Origin of the sequence: Pseudomonas sp. GL-B-12 (assembly GCF_019955895.1) — a bacterium.
In the GTDB taxonomy this organism is placed as follows: Bacteria; Pseudomonadota; Gammaproteobacteria; order Pseudomonadales; family Pseudomonadaceae; genus Aquipseudomonas.
In genome coordinates, this window is record NZ_JAHBCX010000003.1 from 16,506 (window position 1) to 36,009 (window position 19,504).

20 protein-coding genes are annotated in these 19,504 nt (G+C 59.9%); 18 read left to right on the forward strand and 2 right to left on the reverse strand.

Annotation, left to right across the window (positions count from 1 at the left end; translation table 11 throughout):
• The first annotated feature begins 12 nt into the window (after positions 1-12).
• From KGA85_RS01465 to KGA85_RS01550, 18 genes are all read left to right on the forward strand, one after another.
• Positions 13-1,227: an IscS subfamily cysteine desulfurase gene (locus KGA85_RS01465; protein ID WP_223458592.1), complete on the forward strand. Its 1,215-nt coding sequence runs from the start codon at positions 13-15 to the stop codon at positions 1,225-1,227.
• A gap of 101 nt (positions 1,228-1,328) precedes the next feature.
• Positions 1,329-1,715: a Fe-S cluster assembly scaffold IscU gene (gene iscU / locus KGA85_RS01470; RefSeq protein ID WP_007982746.1), complete on the forward strand. Its 387-nt coding sequence runs from the start codon at positions 1,329-1,331 to the stop codon at positions 1,713-1,715.
• 34 nt (positions 1,716-1,749) lie between these two features.
• Positions 1,750-2,073, forward strand: a complete 324-nt coding sequence (iscA, locus tag KGA85_RS01475; protein ID WP_003227904.1) for an iron-sulfur cluster assembly protein IscA — start codon at positions 1,750-1,752, stop codon at positions 2,071-2,073.
• A gap of 8 nt (positions 2,074-2,081) precedes the next feature.
• Positions 2,082-2,603, forward strand: coding sequence for a co-chaperone HscB (gene hscB, locus KGA85_RS01480; protein WP_007982749.1), 522 nt, complete (start codon positions 2,082-2,084; stop codon positions 2,601-2,603).
• Between the two features lie 51 nt (positions 2,604-2,654).
• On the forward strand, positions 2,655-4,517 hold the full coding sequence (gene hscA / locus KGA85_RS01485) for a Fe-S protein assembly chaperone HscA (protein WP_223458594.1): 1,863 nt from the start codon (positions 2,655-2,657) through the stop codon (positions 4,515-4,517).
• 2 nt (positions 4,518-4,519) lie between these two features.
• Positions 4,520-4,861, forward strand: coding sequence for an ISC system 2Fe-2S type ferredoxin (gene fdx, locus KGA85_RS01490; RefSeq protein ID WP_007982752.1), 342 nt, complete (start codon positions 4,520-4,522; stop codon positions 4,859-4,861).
• Positions 4,862-4,875: 14 nt separating this feature from the next.
• Positions 4,876-5,076: a Fe-S cluster assembly protein IscX gene (iscX, locus tag KGA85_RS01495; protein WP_223458596.1), complete on the forward strand. Its 201-nt coding sequence runs from the start codon at positions 4,876-4,878 to the stop codon at positions 5,074-5,076.
• An 88-nt stretch (positions 5,077-5,164) separates the two neighbouring features.
• On the forward strand, positions 5,165-5,590 hold the full coding sequence (gene ndk, locus KGA85_RS01500) for a nucleoside-diphosphate kinase (protein WP_007903599.1): 426 nt from the start codon (positions 5,165-5,167) through the stop codon (positions 5,588-5,590).
• Between the two features lie 28 nt (positions 5,591-5,618).
• On the forward strand, positions 5,619-6,761 hold the full coding sequence (gene rlmN, locus KGA85_RS01505) for a 23S rRNA (adenine(2503)-C(2))-methyltransferase RlmN (RefSeq protein WP_057716300.1): 1,143 nt from the start codon (positions 5,619-5,621) through the stop codon (positions 6,759-6,761).
• A gap of 16 nt (positions 6,762-6,777) precedes the next feature.
• Positions 6,778-7,536, forward strand: coding sequence for a type IV pilus biogenesis/stability protein PilW (gene pilW / locus KGA85_RS01510; protein WP_223458597.1), 759 nt, complete (start codon positions 6,778-6,780; stop codon positions 7,534-7,536).
• Positions 7,536-8,546, forward strand: coding sequence for a helix-turn-helix domain-containing protein (locus KGA85_RS01515; RefSeq protein WP_223458599.1), 1,011 nt, complete (start codon positions 7,536-7,538; stop codon positions 8,544-8,546). Before pilW ends, KGA85_RS01515 begins: the two co-directional genes overlap by 1 nt.
• A gap of 3 nt (positions 8,547-8,549) precedes the next feature.
• The gene (gene ispG / locus KGA85_RS01520) at positions 8,550-9,659 is read left to right on the forward strand and encodes a flavodoxin-dependent (E)-4-hydroxy-3-methylbut-2-enyl-diphosphate synthase (protein WP_003185136.1); all 1,110 of its coding nucleotides are present in this window, start codon (positions 8,550-8,552) and stop codon (positions 9,657-9,659) included.
• Positions 9,660-9,697: 38 nt separating this feature from the next.
• Positions 9,698-10,987, forward strand: coding sequence for a histidine--tRNA ligase (hisS, locus tag KGA85_RS01525; protein WP_223458601.1), 1,290 nt, complete (start codon positions 9,698-9,700; stop codon positions 10,985-10,987).
• Positions 10,988-11,028: 41 nt separating this feature from the next.
• The gene (locus tag KGA85_RS01530; protein ID WP_223458603.1) at positions 11,029-11,670 is read left to right on the forward strand and encodes a YfgM family protein; all 642 of its coding nucleotides are present in this window, start codon (positions 11,029-11,031) and stop codon (positions 11,668-11,670) included.
• Positions 11,663-12,814: an outer membrane protein assembly factor BamB gene (gene bamB, locus KGA85_RS01535; protein ID WP_223458604.1), complete on the forward strand. Its 1,152-nt coding sequence runs from the start codon at positions 11,663-11,665 to the stop codon at positions 12,812-12,814. Before KGA85_RS01530 ends, bamB begins: the two co-directional genes overlap by 8 nt.
• A 136-nt stretch (positions 12,815-12,950) precedes the next feature.
• Positions 12,951-14,420 carry a ribosome biogenesis GTPase Der gene (gene der / locus KGA85_RS01540; protein WP_046040936.1) on the forward strand — a complete coding sequence of 490 codons (1,470 nt, stop codon included), beginning with the start codon at positions 12,951-12,953 and terminating at the stop codon, positions 14,418-14,420.
• A gap of 122 nt (positions 14,421-14,542) precedes the next feature.
• The gene (locus tag KGA85_RS01545; protein WP_223458606.1) at positions 14,543-15,691 is read left to right on the forward strand and encodes a pyridoxal phosphate-dependent aminotransferase; all 1,149 of its coding nucleotides are present in this window, start codon (positions 14,543-14,545) and stop codon (positions 15,689-15,691) included.
• The gene (locus KGA85_RS01550) at positions 15,679-16,470 is read left to right on the forward strand and encodes an amidohydrolase (protein WP_223458608.1); all 792 of its coding nucleotides are present in this window, start codon (positions 15,679-15,681) and stop codon (positions 16,468-16,470) included. Before KGA85_RS01545 ends, KGA85_RS01550 begins: the two co-directional genes overlap by 13 nt.
• A 133-nt stretch (positions 16,471-16,603) precedes the next feature.
• Here the strand turns inward: KGA85_RS01550 and leuA are convergent, their stop codons facing one another.
• Both leuA and KGA85_RS01560 read right to left on the reverse strand, forming a co-directional pair.
• Positions 16,604-18,283: a 2-isopropylmalate synthase gene (leuA, locus tag KGA85_RS01555; protein WP_223458610.1), complete on the reverse strand. Its 1,680-nt coding sequence runs from the start codon at positions 18,281-18,283 to the stop codon at positions 16,604-16,606.
• Between the two features lie 397 nt (positions 18,284-18,680).
• Positions 18,681-19,502 (reverse strand): peptidoglycan DD-metalloendopeptidase family protein, encoded by an 822-nt coding sequence (locus KGA85_RS01560; RefSeq protein WP_223458612.1) that lies wholly within the window; start codon positions 19,500-19,502, stop codon positions 18,681-18,683.
• Between the last annotated feature and the right edge of the window lie 2 nt (positions 19,503-19,504).

Here is a 19,504-nt window from a genome sequence, read left to right on the forward strand (position 1 = left end):
AGGAGATAGTCCATGAAATTGCCGATTTACCTTGATTACTCTGCGACCACCCCGGTTGATCCGCGTGTTGCGCAAAAAATGAGTGAATGCCTGCTGGTCGACGGAAACTTCGGTAACCCGGCGTCCCGTTCCCACGTGTTCGGCTGGAAAGCCGAAGAGTCCGTCGAAAACGCCCGTCGTCAGGTCGCTGACCTGGTCAACGCCGACCCGCGTGAAATCGTCTGGACCTCCGGTGCCACCGAATCCGACAACCTGGCAATCAAGGGTGCGGCGCATTTCTATGCCACCAAGGGCAAGCACCTGATCACCACCAAGATCGAGCACAAGGCAGTCCTCGACACCATGCGCCAACTGGAGCGTGAAGGTTTCGAAGTGACCTACATCGAGCCTCGCACCGATGGCCTGGTGACCCCAGAGATGATCGAAGCCGAACTGCGCGACGACACCATCCTGGTTTCGGTCATGCACGTGAACAACGAAATCGGCACCATCAACGACATCGCGGCGATCGGCGAACTGCTCCGTTCCAAGGGCATCCTGTTCCACGTCGACGCCGCTCAGTCCACTGGCAAGGTCGAGATTGACCTTTCGAAGCTGAAAGTCGACATGATGTCGTTCTCCGCCCACAAGACCTACGGTCCTAAAGGCATCGGCGCCCTGTACGTAAGCCGCAAACCGCGCGTACGTATCGAGGCGACCATGCACGGTGGCGGCCACGAGCGCGGCATGCGTTCCGGCACCCTGGCGACCCACCAGATCGTCGGCATGGGTGAAGCCTTCCGCGTGGCCAAGGAAGATATGGCTGCCGAGAACGCGCGCATCAAGGCCCTGAGCGACCGTTTCTTCAAGCAGGTCGAGCACCTGGAAGAGCTGTACGTCAACGGCAGCCTGACCGCCCGCGTTCCGCACAACCTGAACCTGAGCTTCAACTACGTTGAAGGCGAGTCGCTGATCATGGCGCTCAAGGATCTGGCAGTTTCGTCCGGTTCGGCCTGCACCTCGGCGTCACTTGAGCCTTCGTACGTGCTGCGCGCCCTGGGCCGCAACGACGAACTGGCCCACAGTTCGATCCGTTTCACCTTCGGCCGCTTCACCACCGAAGAAGAAATCGACTACGCCGCGCAGAAAGTCTGTGAGGCCGTTATCAAGCTGCGTGCTCTGTCGCCGCTGTGGGACATGTACAAAGACGGTGTCGATATCTCGAAGATCGAGTGGGCGGCACACTAACTATAGAAGCCGCCGGATACAGGTCCTGTAGCAACGCGGCAATAGACGCAGCGTAACTGCAGGGCCTCAAGAGCGGCCCTGATGAGTGAGGATTGAGAATCATGTCTTACAGCGAAAAGGTCATCGACCACTACGAAAACCCGCGCAACGTCGGCAAGATGGACGCGGAAGATCCTGATGTCGGCACCGGCATGGTCGGCGCTCCGGCGTGCGGCGACGTGATGCGCCTGCAGATCAAGGTCAACGACGCCGGCATCATCGAAGATGCCAAGTTCAAAACCTACGGCTGCGGTTCGGCTATCGCTTCCAGCTCCCTCGCCACCGAGTGGATGAAGGGCAAGACCCTGGACGAAGCAGAAACCATCAAGAACACTCAGCTGGCTGAAGAACTGGCCCTGCCGCCAGTGAAAATCCACTGCTCGGTACTTGCTGAAGACGCCATCAAGGCGGCTGTTCGCGATTACAAGCAGAAGAAAGGCTTGATCTGATTTTCGAGTTTTGGCGACGAGTAAGGAGTCACCGATGGCTATCAGCATGACAGAAGCGGCTGCTCGACACGTGCGGCGCTCCCTCGACGGGCGCGGCAAAGGTGAAGGGATTCGTCTGGGTGTTCGCACCACGGGCTGTTCCGGCCTTGCCTACGTGCTGGAGTTTGTCGACGAGGTGGTTGCAGAGGATCAGGTGTTCGAAAGTCACGGCGAAAAAGTGATCATCGACCCGAAGAGCCTGGCCTACCTGGACGGCACCGAGCTCGATTTCGTCAAGGAAGGGTTGAACGAAGGCTTCAAGTTCAACAACCCCAACGTACGCGGTGAATGTGGCTGCGGCGAAAGCTTCAACATCTGAGGCTTGTCGTGGGTACTCCTTGTCATTTCGCTTTATTCGAGCTGCAACCGAGTTTTAACCTGGACCTCGATCAGCTGGCTACGCGCTATCGCGAGCTGGCGCGCGGCGTTCATCCGGACCGCTTTGCCGACGCTTCCGAACGCGAACAACGGTTGGCCCTGGAGCAATCGGCGAGCCTCAACGAGGCCTACCAGACGCTCAAGAGTCCGCCCAAGCGCGCGCGCTACCTGCTCGCCTTGAATGGTGGCGAGCTGCCGCTGGAAGTCACGGTGCATGATCCGGAGTTCCTGCTGCAACAGATGGAGTTGCGCGAAGAGCTCGAAGACCTGCAGGACAGCGCCGACCTCAACGGCGTTGCCGTCTTCAAGCGTCGCCTGAAGGCAGCCCAGGATGAACTGAACCAAAGCTTCGCAGCTTGCTGGAATGATGCCGCGCAACGTGAACGGGCCGAACGCCTGATGCGGCGCATGCAGTTCCTCGACAAGCTCACTTACGAAGTGCGCCAGTTAGAAGAGCGCCTCGACGATTAACCCAGTGCCGCTCCGGTCGCACGCCTGATATACAGATAAGTCCTGATAACGATGGCCCTACTGCAGATCGCCGAACCCGGCCAAAGTCCTCAACCGCACCAGCGTCGTCTGGCTGTGGGGATCGACTTGGGCACTACCAATTCGCTGGTCGCTGCATTGCGCAGTGGTCTTTCCGAGCCACTTGCCGACGCAGAAGGGCGGGTCATCCTGCCGTCTGCCGTGCGCTACCACGCCGATCGCGTCGAGGTGGGCGAATCCGCCAAACTGGCCGCCGCTACCGATCCGTTGAACACCGTGCTGTCGGTCAAGCGCTTGATGGGTCGTGGTCTGTCCGACGTCAAGCAATTAGGCGAGCAACTGCCGTACCGCTTTGTCGATGGCGAGTCGCACATGCCGTTCATCGAGACGATCCAGGGCCCGAAAAGCCCGGTCGAAGTCTCTGCTGATATCCTCAAGGTCCTGCGTCAACGCGCTGAAGCGACCTTGGGCGGTGAGCTGGTGGGCGCGGTGATCACCGTTCCGGCCTATTTCGACGACGCTCAGCGTCAAGCCACCAAGGATGCGGCCAAGCTGGCCGGCCTCAACGTGCTGCGTTTGCTCAATGAGCCGACCGCGGCGGCGGTGGCTTACGGTCTGGACCAGCACGCCGAAGGCCTGGTCGCCATTTATGACCTGGGCGGCGGCACCTTCGATATTTCGATTCTGCGCCTGACTGGCGGTGTTTTCGAAGTCCTAGCTACCGGCGGCGACAGCGCCCTGGGTGGCGATGACTTCGACCATGCGATCGCTGGCTGGATCATCGAGAGCGCTGGCCTGTCCGCCGATCTCGATCCGGGTGCGCAACGCAACTTGCTGCAAACCGCCTGTGTGGCCAAGGAAGCCCTGACCAATGCTGCGGCCGTTGAAGTGGCCCATGGCAACTGGAAAGCCGAGCTGACCCGCGAAGCCTTCAATGCGCTGATCGAGCCGATGGTCGCTCGCAGCCTGAAAGCCTGCCGCCGTGCGGTGCGTGATTCCGGTATCGAGCTGGAAGACGTGCATGCCGTGGTCATGGTTGGTGGTTCGACTCGCGTTCCTCGCGTTCGTGACGCCGTCGCCGAAGCCTTCGGTCGCCAGCCGCTGACTGAAATCGACCCGGATCAAGTGGTAGCCATCGGTGCCGCGATCCAGGCCGATACCTTGGCCGGTAACAAGCGTGATGGCGGCGAACTGTTGCTGCTGGACGTGATCCCGCTGTCCCTGGGGCTGGAAACCATGGGCGGCCTGATGGAGAAGGTGATTCCGCGTAACACCACCATCCCCGTCGCCCGCGCCCAGGACTTCACCACTTACAAAGACGGCCAGTCGGCCATGGCCATCCACGTATTGCAGGGCGAGCGCGAGCTGATCAGCGACTGCCGCTCCCTGGCGCGCTTCGAGCTGCGCGGCATTCCGGCGATGGTGGCTGGCGCGGCGAAGATTCGCGTGACCTTCCAGGTCGATGCCGACGGTCTGCTCAGCGTTTCCGCCCGGGAACTGGGTTCGGGCGTTGAGGCGAGCATTCAGGTCAAGCCGTCCTACGGCCTGACCGACGGCGAAATCGCCAGGATGCTCAAGGACTCGTTCCAGCACGCCAATGACGACAAGGTTGCTCGCGTACTGCGTGAGCAGCAGGTCGACGCTCAGCGCCTGATCGAAGCGGTGCAGGCTGCTCTGGAGGCTGATGGCGAGCGTTTGCTCGACGCCGAAGAGCGCCTGGTCATCGACATGCAGGTGCAGGAACTGACCGAACTGATGAAAGGTACCGATGGTTACGCCATCGAGCAGCAGACCAAGCGTCTGTCGCAAGTGACCGACGCCTTTGCTGCCCGCCGCCTGGACTCGACGGTGAAAGCCGCGCTGGCGGGGCGCAACCTGAATGAGATTGAGGAATAACGATGCCGCAGGTCATTTTTCTGCCACACGAGAAGTTTTGCCCCGAAGGCATGGTTGTGGAGGCTGAGACCGGTACGTCCATCCTCGAGCTGGCCCATGAGCACCATATCGAGATGGAAAGTGCCTGTGGCGGCGTCTGCGCCTGCACCACCTGCCACTGCATCATTCGCGAGGGTTTCGACTCGCTGGAAGAGGCTGACGAGCTGGAAGAGGACTATCTTGACAAGGCTTGGGGGCTGGAAGCTCAATCGCGCCTGGGTTGTCAGGCCAAGGTCGGTACCGAAGACCTGACCGTCGAAATTCCGAAGTACTCGCTCAACCACGCAGCCGAAGCAGCGCACTGATTCAAGGAATTGTCATGAAACTCAAGTGGACTGATGTGCTGGAGATCGCGATCCAGCTGGCTGAAAGCAAGCCCGAAGTGGACCCTATGTCGGTCAATTTCGTCGATCTGCGTAAATGGGTGATGGAACTGCCCGATTTCGACGATATGCCTGAGCATTGTGGCGAAAAGATCCTGGAGGCCATTCAGGCCCACTGGATCGAAGAACGCCACTGAGCCACGCCGCAGGTTAGGCAATACCCGAGAACCCGCGTATAATTCGCGGGTTTAATTTTTCGTAAATTACCGTTTCTGGAGTTACACCATGGCTGTTCAACGTACTTTCTCCATCATCAAGCCTGACGCCGTTGCAAAAAACGTTATCGGCGAGATCACCACTCGTTTCGAAAAAGCTGGCCTGCGCGTTGTAGCTTCGAAACTGAAGCAACTGTCCAAAGCCGAAGCTGAAGGCTTCTACGCTGAGCACAGCGCTCGTGGTTTCTTCAACGACCTGGTTGCTTTCATGATCTCCGGTCCGGTTGTCGTTCAGGTTCTGGAAGGCGAAAACGCTATCGCTTTGAACCGTGAGCTGATGGGTGCTACCAACCCTAAAGAAGCTGCTGCCGGCACCATCCGTGCTGACTTCGCTGACTCCATCGACGCCAACGCCGTACACGGTTCGGACTCCGAAGCCGCTGCCGCTCGCGAAATCTCGTACTTCTTCGCAGCTACTGAAGTAACCACTCGCTAAGCATTGGCTTAAGAGTGAAGGTGAATCCATGACTACATCGACTGTAAAAACTAACCTGCTGGGTCTGACTCAGCTGGAAATGGAAAAATTCTTCGACTCAATCGGGGAGAAGCGTTTCCGTGCCGGTCAGGTAATGAAATGGATTCACCACTTTGGTGTCGATGATTTCGATGCCATGACGAACGTCAGCAAGGCCTTGCGCGAAAAGCTCAAGGCTGTTGCTGAGGTCCGTGGTCCGGAAGTGGTCAGCGAGGACATCTCCAGCGACGGCACCCGCAAGTGGGTGGTGCGCGTGGCGTCCGGCAGCTGCGTCGAGACCGTGTACATTCCCCAGGGCAAGCGCGGCACCTTGTGCGTTTCGTCCCAGGCAGGCTGTGCCCTGGATTGCAGTTTCTGCTCCACCGGCAAGCAAGGCTTCAATAGCAACCTCACCGCCGCCGAAGTCATCGGCCAGGTGTGGATTGCCAACAAATCCTTTGGCAGCGTCCCGGCAACCGTCGACCGTGCCATCACCAACGTGGTGATGATGGGCATGGGTGAGCCGCTGCTGAACTTCGACAACGTCGTCGCGGCCATGCATTTGATGATGGACGACCTGGGCTACGGCATTTCCAAGCGCCGTGTGACCCTGTCGACCTCCGGTGTGGTGCCGATGATCGATGAGCTCTCCAAGCACATCGACGTCTCCCTGGCGTTGTCCCTGCACGCACCGAATGACGCATTGCGTAACCAATTGGTGCCGATCAACAAGAAGTATCCGCTTAAGATGCTGCTCGAGTCGTGCCAGCGCTATATGTCGAATCTCGGCGAAAAGCGCGTGCTGACCATCGAGTACACCTTGCTCAAAGACATCAATGACAAGGTCGAGCACGCGGTGGAAATGATCGAGCTGCTCAAGAACATCCCGTGCAAGATCAACCTGATCCCGTTCAACCCGTTCCCGCATTCCGGTTACGAGCGTCCGAGCAATAATGCGATTCGTCGTTTTCAGGATCAGCTTCACCATGCAGGTTTCAATGTCACCGTCCGCACCACCCGTGGTGAAGACATCGACGCCGCATGTGGTCAATTGGTAGGGCAGGTGCTGGATCGCACCCGTCGCAGCGAACGTTATATCGCCGTGCGTGAACTGAACGCCGACAACGATGTAGCGCAAGACGCCGCGAAATAACCAAGAGAGGAACTCTATGTCCCTGCGCTTTGCGCTGCTTTTGCTGTTGGCCAGCCTGTGTGCTGGCTGCGTGCTTTCGGGCGATTACAACCCGATGAAGACCAGCAAGGGCCGTGATGAAGCGCGTGAGGCCTATGTGCAACTCGGTATCGGGTATTTGCAACAAGGCATGACCGAGCGCGCCAAGGTTCCGTTGAAGAAAGCGTTGGATCTGGATGGCTCCGACCCTGATGCCAACGCGGCGCTGGGGCTGGTGTTCCAGGCCGAGATGGAACCTACACTTGCCGACGAGCATTTTCTCAAGGCGCTGGCTTCGCGTCCCGCCGATGCACGAATCCTCAATAACTACGGCAGTTTTCTGTTCGAGCAGAAACGTTACAAGGAAGCCTACGAGCGCTTTGAACAAGCCGCTGCCGATACCCTGTATCCTGAGCGTTCGCGGGTGTTCGAGAACCTGGGCATGACCGCTGCAATGCTCGGCCAACGCGATCTGGCCCTGCAGCAACTGGAAAAAGCCCTGCGCCTGAACCGCCAACAACCTCGTGCATTGCTGGAAATGGCTGAGTTGTCTTACGAAGACAGGCATTATGTGCCCGCGCGTGACTATTACGACCGTTTTAGCCAGCTCTCCGAACAAAATGCACGTAGTCTGTTGCTCGGCGTTCGGTTGGCAAAAGTGTTTGACGACCGCGACAAGGCCGCAAGTGCCGGCCTGCAACTAAAAAGACTCTATCCCGGTACGCCGGAATATCAGCAATACCTGTCGGAGCAATGATGAAAGCGGCGCATCCCGAAGTTGTAGCAGCGAATCGCGTAAACCCCGGTGAGACTTTGCGCCAGGCCCGCGAAAGCAATGGCTGGTCGCTGGCCGAAGTGGCCCTCAAGCTCAACCTCACCACCACTTCCTTGAGCAATCTGGAAGCCGGCGCTTTCGACAAGCTGCCCGGGCATACTTTTGCCCGCGGTTACATTCGTGCCTATGCCAAGTTGCTCGGCATGGACCAGGCCGTCCTGGTCCAGCAATTCGATCAATCCACCGGTACCGACTCCCAGGGCAGCAATGTTCACAGCCTGGGCCGTATTGAAGAGCCGGTTCGGGTTTCCCACACCATTTTGCGAATCGTCAGCCTGCTGTTGCTGGTCGCGGTGATCGGTGGCGGTTTCGTCTGGTGGCAGGATCAGACCTCGATGCGCACCAAGGACCTGATCGGTCTGGCACCAGAGCACGTAGAAGTCGAAGGCGCCGACGGTACGACACAGATTCACCCGCTGGACGAGCCGGAAGACCAGGCCGTCGTGGAAGGTCAGACCGAAGGCGGAACCGCCCTCGCGCTGCCACAGGCCGACGCTCCGGCTGAAGCACCAGAGCAGGCTCAGGCGACTGCACCAGCCGCCCCGACATCGCCGACCACACCAGCCGCACCGGCCCGCACTATCGCGCCTGTTGTCGCAACGCCGGTGACCCCGACAGCTCCGGCCGTCCCGGCCCCGGTGGTGACTGCACCGGTAGCCCCGAGCGCTCCGGCTCCTGCGCCAGCGGCCGGTCAAGGCCAGGTCAAGGTGCAGTTCACCTCCGATTGCTGGACACAAGTGACCGACGGTAGCGGCAAGGTGCTGTTCAGCGGTCTCAAACGCAAAGGCGACAGCCTGGCAGTCAATGGCAAACCACCGTTTACCGTGCGCCTGGGCTTTGCCCGCGGTGCTCAGGTCAGCTACAACGGCCAGCCGGTTGATGTCGCTCCGTTCACCAGTGGCGAGACTGCTCGCCTGAAATTGGGTCAATAAGTCATGCACGGCGAATCTCCAATCAAACGTCGCGAATCTCGCAAGATCTGGGTCGGTAACGTGCCTGTTGGCGGCGATGCGCCTATCGCTGTGCAGAGCATGACCAACAGCGACACCAACGATGTCGCGGCCACTGTCGCGCAAATCAATCGCCTGGAGGCGGCCGGCGTCGATATCGTGCGGGTCTCCGTACCGGACATGGACGCTGCCGAAGCCTTCGGCAAGATCAAGCAGCTGGTCAAGGTGCCCCTGGTTGCCGACATTCACTTCGACTACCGGATCGCTTTGCGTGTAGCCGAACTGGGTGTCGATTGCCTGCGGATCAACCCGGGCAACATCGGCCGCGAAGACCGCGTGCGTGCGGTGGTGGATGCCGCCCGTGACCGCGGGATCCCGATCCGTATCGGCGTGAACGCCGGTTCCCTGGAAAAAGACCTGCAAAAGAAATATGGCGAGCCGACCCCGGCTGCGCTGGTCGAGTCTGCCTTGCGCCACGTCGAGCACCTTGAGCGCCTGAACTTCCAGGACTTCAAGGTCAGCGTGAAAGCGTCCGATGTGTTCATGGCCGTCGAAGCCTACCGCTTGCTGGCCAAGGAAATCGTCCAGCCGCTGCACCTGGGCATCACTGAAGCCGGTGGTTTGCGTTCCGGCACGGTGAAATCTGCCGTGGGCCTCGGTATGCTGCTCGCCGAAGGGATTGGCGATACTATCCGCATCTCGTTGGCGGCCGACCCGGTCGAGGAAGTGAAAGTCGGCTACGACATTCTCAAATCCCTGCACCTGCGTTCCCGTGGCATCAACTTCATCGCCTGCCCGAGTTGCTCGCGGCAGAACTTCGATGTGGTCAAGACCATGAACGAGCTGGAAGGGCGTCTCGAAGATTTGCTGGTGCCGCTGGATGTCGCGGTGATCGGTTGCGTGGTCAACGGTCCGGGCGAAGCCAAGGAAGCCCATATCGGCTTGACCGGCGGCACGCCGAACCTGATTTACATCGACGGCAAGCCGTCGCAGAAGCTGACGAATGACAATCTGGTGGATGAGCTTGAACGCTTGATCCGCCAGAAAGCGGCCGAAAAGGTCGAAGCTGATGCTGCCGTTATTGCGCGCGGCTAAGCCTGGCTAAAAAGAGCCGAACGAATTAAGGAATTTAAGTGAGCAAGTCTCTGCAAGCCATTCGTGGCATGAACGACATCCTGCCCGAGCAGACCCCTCTGTGGCGTCATTTCGAAGGCACTGTTTCGCGCCTGCTGGATAACTACGGTTACAAGCAGATCCGCATGCCGATCGTCGAGTTCACCGAACTGTTCAAGCGTTCCATCGGTGAAGTGACCGACATCGTCGAAAAAGAGATGTACACCTTCGACGATCGTAACGGCGACTCCCTGACCCTACGCCCTGAAGGCACGGCGGCCTGTGTGCGCGCGGTGCTGGAACACGGCATCACCGGCGGCGGCCAGGTTCAGAAACTCTGGTACATCGGGCCGATGTTCCGTCACGAGCGTCCGCAGAAAGGCCGTTATCGCCAGTTCCACCAGATCGGTGTGGAAGTGTTCAACCTCGACGGTCCGGACATCGACGCCGAGCTGATCGTGCTGACCTGGCGCCTGTGGGGCGAACTGGGCATCCGCGATGCGGTCAAACTCGAGCTCAACAGCCTGGGCACCAGCGAATCCCGTGGGCGTTATCGCGAAGCACTGGTCGAGTTCTTGTCGCAACACCTGGACAAGCTGGACGAAGACAGCCAGCGCCGCCTGAAGACCAACCCGTTGCGCGTCCTGGACACCAAGAACGCCGAGACACAGGCGATTCTGGTTGATGCGCCGAAAATGGCCGACTACCTCGACGAAGAATCCCGCGTGCACTTCGAGGGCCTCAAGGCTCGCCTGGACGCTGCCGGCATTCCTTACGTGATCAACCCGAAGCTGGTTCGCGGGCTGGATTACTACAGCAAGACCGTTTTCGAATGGGTCACCGACAAACTCGGCGCCCAGGGCACCGTGTGTGCCGGTGGCCGTTACGACGGTCTGGTGGAGCAGATGGGCGGTAAGTCGACCGCCGGCGTTGGTTTTGCCATGGGCATCGAACGCCTGGTCCTGCTGCTGGAAACCCTGGAGCAGATCCCGCAAGAGATCTCCCGTCAGGTCGATGTCTACCTCTGCGCCTTCGGTGAAGCCGCCGAGCTGGCTGGCCTGACCCTGGCGGAGCGTGTTCGTGATCAGTTGCCCAACCTGCGCCTGCAAGTGAATGCCGGCGCCGGCAGTTTCAAAAGCCAGTTCAAGAAGGCCGACAAGAGCGGTGCACTGTATGCGCTGATCCTCGGTGACGACGAAATGGCCCAGCAAGTGGTAGGTTTCAAACCCCTGCGTGGCCAGGGCGAACAACAAAGCATTGCCTGGGATGCGCTTGCCGCTCACCTGGCCACCTGCGTCGTGCAGGGTTGAAGCTGTCTAAACAGCCGAATTAGCGATTAAGGAGTATTGGGGTGTCGAGTACCGAAGACGAACATGTGGCGGAATTGAAGGAATGGTGGTCACGCAACGGTAAGCCCCTGGTCACTGGTGGCCTGTTGGCGCTGGTCATCGTGTTCGGCTGGCAGGCGTTCCACAAATATCAGAGCAATCAGTCGCAAGGCGCCTCGATTCTCTATCAGCAATTGCTCGAAACCACGCTGACGCCTGACGGCAAGCCTGATGCGGCCCGTGTTTCGGACCTGGCCGGCAAGCTCAACAGCGAGTTCGGCGGCAGCGCCTACGCGCAGTACGGCAGCCTGTTCGTGGCCAAGGTTGCGGTCGACAGCGGCAAGCTGGACGACGCGGCCAGCGAGCTCAAAGCCATTGTCGGCAAACCGGCCAACCCGGCGCTGGGCGAAATCGCCCGTCAGCGTCTGGCCCAGGTACTCGGCGCGCAGAACAAGGCCGATGAAGCACTGAAGCTTCTCGACGGCGATGCCGACAAGGCATTCCTGGCCACTCGTGAAGAGCTCAAGGGCGACCTGCTGGTGCAGTTGGGTCGTACCGACGAGGCGAGCGCGGCGTATCAAAAAGCCAAGGCGGCACTGTCGGATGAAGCGGCGGTCGGTGGCCTGCAAATCAAGCTGGACGACCTGGCCAAAGGGGATGCGTGACGTGATTCGTTGGAAACATGCAGCATTGCTGGCTCTGGCCTTGTTGGCCGCGGGTTGCAGCAGCAACAGCAAAAAAGAACTGCCTCCGGCCGAACTGGTCGACTTCAAGGAAGAAGTGGTTCTGCACAAGCAGTGGAGTCGTTCGATCGGTGACGGTCAGGGCGAAACCTACAACATGCTGGTTCCGGCCATCGATGGCGATACCATCTATGCCGCCGACACTACTGGCGTGTTGATGGCGATGGACCGCAACACCGGCGACGTCAAATGGAAGAAAGATCTCGAACTGCCTGTCTCCGGCGCTGTTGGCGTAGGTTACGGTCTGGTCACCATCGGTACGCTCAAGGGTGAAATCGTTGCCCTGGACGCGATCAACGGTGAAGAGAAATGGCGCGCTCGCGTGTCCAGCGAAGTACTGGCACCGCCAGCCAACAACGGTGACGTTGTGGTGGTTCAGACCCAGGACGATCGTCTGATCGGCCTGGATGCCTCCACCGGTAACCGTCGCTGGATCTATGACAGCACGCCTGCGGTACTGACCCTGCGTGGCACCAGTGCGCCGATTGTGACCAACCGCCTCGCGGTGGCTGGCCTGTCGACCGGTAAAGTGGTTGCCGTGAACATCTCCAACGGCGTACCGGTGTGGGAACAGCGCGTAGCGATCCCGCAAGGTCGTTCGGAGCTGGAGCGCGTGGTCGATATCGACGGTGGCTTGCTGCTGTCGGGCGAGACGCTGTATGTCGCCAGCTATCAGGGGCGCGTTGCCGCTCTGGACCTGCAAAGCGGCCGTCAGCTCTGGCAGCGTGATGCTTCCAGCTATGCTGGTGTCGCCCAGGGTTTCGGTACCGTTTATGTGAGCCTGTCTTCGGGCACCGTTGAAGGCGTCGACGAGCGTTCCACCACAGCCCTGTGGAGCAACGACTCGCTGGCCCGCCGTCAACTGTCGGCTCCGGAAGTGTTCTCCAGCTACGTTGCAGTCGGTGACCTGGAAGGTTACCTGCACCTGCTGAGTCAGGTGGACGGTCGTTTCGTCGGCCGCGAGCGCATCGACAGCGACGGCCTGCGTGCCCGTCCGCTGGTGATGGGTGAGACGATTTATGTGTATGGCAACAGCGGCAAACTGGAAGCCCTGACCATCAAGTAAGAACTATGCTTGGGGTTAACACCCCAGGCGGCTCCGGATTTCCGGGGTTTGCAGCGCTTTCAGGCGTTGCCCCGAGCACCAGCCGCTGCCTCGCAGCGGCTTTTGTATTTTCTGAAATAACGAAGTGGAGAGCCGCATGGTTCCCGTAATCGCCCTGGTGGGCCGACCAAACGTCGGCAAGTCCACCTTGTTCAACCGCCTGACCAGGACTCGTGACGCCATCGTCGGCGACTTGTCCGGTCTGACCCGTGATCGCCAGTACGGTGAGGCCAAGTGGCAAGGGCGTTCCTACATTCTGATCGACACCGGCGGTATCTCCGGTGACGAGCACGGTATGGACGAAAAGATGGCCGAGCAGTCGCTGCTGGCCATCGAAGAAGCGGATGTCGTTCTGTTCCTGGTAGATGCCAAGGCCGGTTTCACCGCCGCCGACCAGATGATCGCCGAGCATTTGCGCAAACGTAACAAGCGTTCCTACGTGGTTGCCAACAAGGTCGACAACATCGACCCTGAAATGGCCCGCGCCGAATTCGCTCCGTTGGGCATGGGCCACGCGATCCCGATCGCCGGTGCCCACGGCCGTGGCATCACCCAGATGCTGGAAATCGCCCTGAGTGACTTCCCGAAAGACGACGACGAGCTGGAAGAAGGCGAGGAAGAAGACGTCGCCGAAGGCGAGGAAGCCAAGCGCATTCCAGGCCCAAGCGAAAAAGACGGGATCAAGATCGCGATCATCGGCCGTCCGAACGTCGGCAAGTCGACCCTGGTCAACCGCATGCTCGGGGAAGACCGGGTAATCGTCTATGATCAACCCGGCACCACCCGCGACAGTATCTACATCCCGTTCGAGCGTAACGACGAGAAGTACACGCTGATCGACACCGCCGGTGTGCGCAAGCGCGGCAAGATCCACGAAGAAGTCGAAAAGTTCTCGGTGGTCAAAACCCTGCAAGCGATCAAAGACGCCAACGTGGTGATCTTCGTGATGGACGCCCGCGAAGGCGTGGTGGACCACGACCTCAACCTGCTGGGCTTTGCCCTTGAGGCCGGTCGTGCATTGGTCATCGCGATCAACAAGTGGGACGGCATGACGCCGAGCGAGCGCGACTTCGTCAAGATCGAGTTGCAGCGTCGCCTGTTCTTCGTCGAGTTTGCCGATATTCACTTTATCTCGGCACTGCACGGTACCGGCGTGGGCAACCTCTACGCGTCGGTACAGAACTCGTTCAAGTCCGCGGTTACCCGCTGGCCGACCAGCCGCCTGACCCAGATCCTGGAAGACGCGGTCAGCGAGCACCAGCCGCCAATGGTCAACAGCCGCCGGATCAAGCTGCGTTATGCCCACCTTGGTGGCGCGAACCCGCCGATCATCGTGATCCACGGTAACCAGATCGAGAAGGTGCCGAAGTCCTACGTGCGTTACCTGGAAAACACGTACCGCCGTGTGCTGAAGCTGGTCGGTACGCCGATCCGCATCGAGTTCAAGGGTGGCGAGAACCCGTACGAAGGCAACAAGAACACGCTCACCGACCGTCAGGTCAACAAGAAGCGTCGCTTGATGTCGCACCACAAGAAGGCCGACAAGAAGCGTCGCGACAAGCGCTGATTGAGGTTTTTCCCGTGGGATGGAAGGGGCGCCAATGGCGCCCTTTTTCATGCCTGCCGTTTGGGCTATCCTCGGAATCCCCCGCGCCGCCGTAGAGCCGGGTGTAGAGCAGGGAACCACCGATGATCACCAGCAAGCTGCCGAATGTCGGCATCACTATCTTCACTCAGATGTCTCAGCTCGCGGCTCAGACCGGCGCGCTCAATCTGTCCCAGGGCTTCCCCGATTTCGATGCCCCGCAGGCCCTGTGCGATGCGGTCGGTCGGCACATCGCCAGTGGCCATAACCAATATTCGCCAATGACCGGTCTACCCGCCTTGCGTCAGCAGATTGCGGCAAAGATCGCCCGCAGTTACGGCGTCCATGTCGATGCCGACCATGAAGTAACCGTCACGCCGGGTGCAACCCAGGCGATTTTCTGTGCCATTCAGGCGGTTATCCACAGCGGTGACGAAGTCATCGTGTTTGACCCGGCGTACGACAGTTACGAACCTTCGGTGGAGCTGGCCGGCGGTCGTTGCGTGCATGTGCAACTGGGCCTCGACGATTTCAGCATCGACTTCCAGAAGCTCGCCGATGCGTTGAGCCCGCGCACGCGGATGATCATTCTCAACACCCCGCACAACCCCAGTGGCGCGTTGATCAGCCGTGCCGAACTGGATCAACTGGCAGCCTTGATCCGTGATCGCGATATCTATGTGATCAGCGACGAAGTCTATGAGCATCTGGTGTTTGACGGTGTGCCCCATGTCAGCGTGCTGGCCCATGAGGAGCTGTATCAGCGAGCCTTCGTGGTCAGTTCGTTCGGCAAGACCTACCACGTCACCGGCTGGAAAACCGGCTACGTGGTCGCGCCACCGGCCCTGACGGCGGAATTGCGCAAGGTGCACCAATACGTCAGCTTTTGCGGCGTGACACCGCTGCAATATGCCTTGGCCGATTACATGGCCGAGCATCCTGAGCACGTCGAGGAGCTGCCGGGTTTCTATCAGGCCAAGCGCGATCTGTTCTGCGATCTGCTGGCGCCGTCGCGTTTCAGTTTCACCCGGGTGACCGGTACCTATTTCCAGTTGGTCGATTACTCGCAGATCCGCCCGGACCTCAATGACGTCGAGATGGCCCTGTGGATGACTCGTGAGCATGGCGTGGCCAGTATCCCGATCTCGGTGTTCTACCAGACGCCACCGGTCGGTCAGCGTCTGGTGCGGCTGTGCTTTGCCAAGCGTGAGGAGACCCTGCGTGAAGCAGCGGAAAAACTATGCGTGATCTGAGTGCATTGCCGAAACTGACCGTTGCGCTGATCCAGACGTCCCTGGCCTGGCACGACCGCCAGGCCAACCTCGAGCATTTCGAGCCGTTGCTGGAACAGGCTCGCGGCGCCGACCTGATCATTCTGCCGGAGATGTTCACCACCGGGTTCTCCATGGAATCCGAGACCCTCGCCGAAGCGGAAAACGGCCCCACCAGCAAATGGTTGCGGGCTCAGGCTTTGAGGCTCGATGCGGTGATCACCGGCAGCGTCATCGTCCAGGCCGCCGACGGCAGTCATCGCAATCGCCTGCTGTGGGCACGCCCGGATGGCGAGGTGTTGCATTACGACAAACGTCACCTGTTCCGCATGGCCGGTGAGCATAACCACTACACCCCCGGCGAACGCCAGGTGCAGTTCGAGCTCAAAGGCTGGCGAGTGCGACCGCTGATTTGCTACGACCTGCGCTTCCCGGTGTGGAGTCGTGACGCCCAGGACACTGATCTGCTGCTGTACACCGCCAACTGGCCCGGTGCACGGCGCCAGCACTGGAACCGCTTGCTGCCGGCGCGGGCGATCGAGAACCTGTGCTATGTGGCGGCGGTCAATCGCATCGGGACTGATGGCAAGGGCTTTGCCTATACCGGTGACAGCCAGGTGCTGGATTTCCAGGGCGAGACACTGCTCAGTGCCGGAGAGGCTGACGGGGTGTTCAAGGTGGTGCTGGATGCGGCAGAGCTGGCGGCGTATCGCACGCGGTTTCCGGCGAATCTGGATGCGGATACTTTCGAATTCACCTGAGATTTTTGTTGCCTGACAGACCGCTTTCGCGAGCAGGCTCGCGAAGGGGTCATAACAGGCAACACAAAAACAGGCAGGCAAACAAAAAGGCCCCAAGGTGCGAACCTTGGGGCCTTTGCATTTCAGCGATGGTTTACGCCGCTTTCGCTTCCGGCTGGCTCAGCGAACGGTTCAGTGCACTGAACAGGGCCTTGAAGCTGGCGGTGGTGATGTTTTCGTCGATGCCGACGCCATGCACCGCACGTTCACCGTTTACACGCAGTTCAATGTAGGCCGCAGCCTTGGCATTGGTGCCCGCGCCGATGGCGTGCTCGTTGTAGTCCATGATTTCCACCGGTACCGGCAGGCCGGCCACCAGGGCCTCCAGGGCGCCGTTGCCCTTGCCGCGCCAGTGCAGGTTGGTCTCGCCCTGGCCTTGGCTGGCCACTTCCACTTCAACGGCACTGTGGCCGTTTTCTTCCTGCAGGCGATGGCTGACCAGCGCGTACGGGGTGTTGGCCTGCAAGTACTCGCTGTGCAGCAATGCGTGGATCTGCTGGGCGGTCATTTCCAGGCCGAGGCGGTCGGTTTCACGCTGCACGACCTGGCTGAACTCGATCTGCATGCGACGCGGCAGGCTGATGCCGTATTCCTGTTCCAGCAGGTAGGCGATGCCGCCCTTGCCCGACTGGCTGTTGACGCGGATGACCGCCTCGTAGCTACGGCCGATGTCGGCCGGGTCGATTGGCAGGTATGGCACTTCCCACAACTCGTCCGGTTTCTGCTGGGCAAAGCCCTTGCGGATCGCATCCTGGTGCGAGCCGGAGAACGCGGTATGCACCAGGTCGCCGACGTATGGGTGACGCGGGTGCACCTGGATCTGGTTGCACTCTTCGACGACTTTGCGCACGCCGTCGATGTCGGAGAAGTCCAGCTCAGGATGCACGCCCTGGGTGTAGAGGTTCAGGGCCACGGTCACGAGGTCGACGTTACCGGTACGCTCGCCGTTGCCGAACAGGCAGCCTTCGACACGGTCGGCGCCAGCCATCAGGCCCAGTTCGGTGGCGGCAACGCCGGTGCCACGGTCGTTGTGGGTGTGCAAGCTGATGATCACGCTGTCACGACGGTTGATGTGACGGCCGAACCATTCGATCTGGTCGGCGTAGATGTTCGGCGTCGCGCATTCCACCGTGGCCGGCAGGTTGAGGATCATCTTGTGCTCGGGCGTCGGGTTCCAGACTTCGATCACCGCGTCGCAGACTTCCTTGGCGAACTCCATTTCGGTGGCGCTGAAGGTTTCTGGCGAGTATTCGAAGGTCCACTCGGTGTCCGGCTGCATGGCCGCGTATTTGACGAACAGCTTCGCGGCGTTCACGGCGATGGCTTTGACCCCGTCCTTGTCCTGGTTGAAGACAATGCGGCGGAAGGAAGGGGAGGTCGCGTTGTACAGGTGAACGATGGCTTTCTTCGCGCCGCGCAGGGATTCGAAGGTGCGCTCGATCAGGTCTTCACGGCCCTGGGTAAGCACCTGGATGGTGGTGTCGTCCGGGATGTGGTTGCCTTCGATCAGGGTGCGAACGAAGTCGAAGTCGGTTTGCGAGGCGGCCGGGAACGACGCTTCGATTTCCTTTACGCCGACCTGCACCAGGGTTTTCCAGAAGCGCAGCTTCTTGACGGCGTCCATCGGCTCGATCAGCGACTGGTTGCCGTCGCGCAGGTCGGAACTGCACCAGATCGGCGCGGCGGTGATGGTTTTCGACGGCCAGGTGCGGTCCGGAATGTCGATGGTCGGGAACGCGCGGTATTTCGAAGACGGGTCTTTGAGCATGCTCATCGGGAAATCCTTATTGTGTGGGCCGAAAAAAGGCGGCCTGCCGGTGGATCAAAAGTTCTTGGACTAACGCTTGGGACGAGGCACCACGATTCAACCCGGCAGTCGTGCACTGACGAGGCACAGGCTGCGGTGCTGGCGGAGTTGAATGAGGGTGTGAGAGGTTTTCATGCCTTCAACCCTAACCTTGGGGGGGGGAAGATGGCAAGCAGTCGAAAAAAATTGAGAGGAATACTCGTGAGCGGGTGTAAATCGAGATTTTATTGCTGTGATTGGCAGTGATTGTTTTGTTGTTTGCGCGAGGTTTGAGTGGTGCGCAATTGATGAGGTGACACTGCCGGACTGCTTTCGGTGTCTGTGATATTGCCATCGCGAGCAGGCCAGAGGCCTTATTCAGGGGTCAGGGTTGAAACGCGCCGATAAAAATAGCCGGATCAACCCGCGCATCGTTCAGGCTGATGTTCCAGTGCATGTGCGGCCCGGTCGCGCGGCCGGTCGCACCGACTTTGCCGACTACGTCACCACGGGCTAGTGGCTGCCCCACCTTCACGTCGATTTTCGACATGTGGCAGAACATGCTGATAAAACCCTGGCCATGGTCGACGAACACCGTGTTGCCATTGAAGAAGTAGTTGCCGATCAGGATCACCTTGCCGGAGGCCGGGGTCTTGATCGGTGTGCCGGCCGGCACGGCGAAGTCCAGTCCAGCGTGGGGGTTGCGCTCTTCACCGTTGAAAAAGCGCCGCACGCCGAACTTGCTCGACAGCGGCCCGTTCACCGGTTTGTCCAGCAGCAGGTTGCTCGGGGTGTTGGGGCTGAACGTGCGGTAGGCAGTAATCTGCTCGGCCAGTTCACGCTCGATGCGCTTGAGATTTTCCGGGTCTGGATTGACCTGTTGGGTGTTCTTCAGGGTGATGCGCTGTTCCGGGTATTGCTTGTTGCCAACCGTAAAGTTCAGGTTACGACCGCCGCTGCTGACCGATTGAGCCCCCGGCTTGACCGTCAGCGGTAGGCCGACAATGGCCAGCCAGTTGTTCTGTTCCTTGACCACCAGCACCGGTTTGCCTTGATAAATGGCTTTTGGCGCCTGGGCGGACGTGCCCAGGTCCACCACCGCAACGCCGCCCGGCACCGGTTTGTTCAACTGGCGGGTGATGTAGCTGTCGGCGTGGGCGTTGAAGGTCAGGAGCAGCAACAGCAACGGAGCAAAGAAACGCGGCATGG

Coding starts and splice junctions, on each gene's coding strand:
- KGA85_RS01550 (WP_223458608.1), top strand. CDS start 15,679: ATGCGTGATCTGAGTGCATTGCCGAAACTGACCGTTGCGCTGATCCAG.
- iscA (WP_003227904.1), top strand. CDS start 1,750: ATGGCTATCAGCATGACAGAAGCGGCTGCTCGACACGTGCGGCGCTCC.
- fdx (WP_007982752.1), top strand. CDS start 4,520: ATGCCGCAGGTCATTTTTCTGCCACACGAGAAGTTTTGCCCCGAAGGC.
- iscU (WP_007982746.1), top strand. CDS start 1,329: ATGTCTTACAGCGAAAAGGTCATCGACCACTACGAAAACCCGCGCAAC.
- iscX (WP_223458596.1), top strand. CDS start 4,876: ATGAAACTCAAGTGGACTGATGTGCTGGAGATCGCGATCCAGCTGGCT.
- hscA (WP_223458594.1), top strand. CDS start 2,655: ATGGCCCTACTGCAGATCGCCGAACCCGGCCAAAGTCCTCAACCGCAC.
- KGA85_RS01545 (WP_223458606.1), top strand. CDS start 14,543: ATGATCACCAGCAAGCTGCCGAATGTCGGCATCACTATCTTCACTCAG.
- pilW (WP_223458597.1), top strand. CDS start 6,778: ATGTCCCTGCGCTTTGCGCTGCTTTTGCTGTTGGCCAGCCTGTGTGCT.
- KGA85_RS01465 (WP_223458592.1), top strand. CDS start 13: ATGAAATTGCCGATTTACCTTGATTACTCTGCGACCACCCCGGTTGAT.
- der (WP_046040936.1), top strand. CDS start 12,951: ATGGTTCCCGTAATCGCCCTGGTGGGCCGACCAAACGTCGGCAAGTCC.
- ispG (WP_003185136.1), top strand. CDS start 8,550: ATGCACGGCGAATCTCCAATCAAACGTCGCGAATCTCGCAAGATCTGG.
- leuA (WP_223458610.1), bottom strand. CDS start 18,283: ATGAGCATGCTCAAAGACCCGTCTTCGAAATACCGCGCGTTCCCGACC.
- KGA85_RS01515 (WP_223458599.1), top strand. CDS start 7,536: ATGAAAGCGGCGCATCCCGAAGTTGTAGCAGCGAATCGCGTAAACCCC.
- bamB (WP_223458604.1), top strand. CDS start 11,663: ATGCGTGACGTGATTCGTTGGAAACATGCAGCATTGCTGGCTCTGGCC.
- rlmN (WP_057716300.1), top strand. CDS start 5,619: ATGACTACATCGACTGTAAAAACTAACCTGCTGGGTCTGACTCAGCTG.
- KGA85_RS01560 (WP_223458612.1), bottom strand. CDS start 19,502: ATGCCGCGTTTCTTTGCTCCGTTGCTGTTGCTGCTCCTGACCTTCAAC.
- ndk (WP_007903599.1), top strand. CDS start 5,165: ATGGCTGTTCAACGTACTTTCTCCATCATCAAGCCTGACGCCGTTGCA.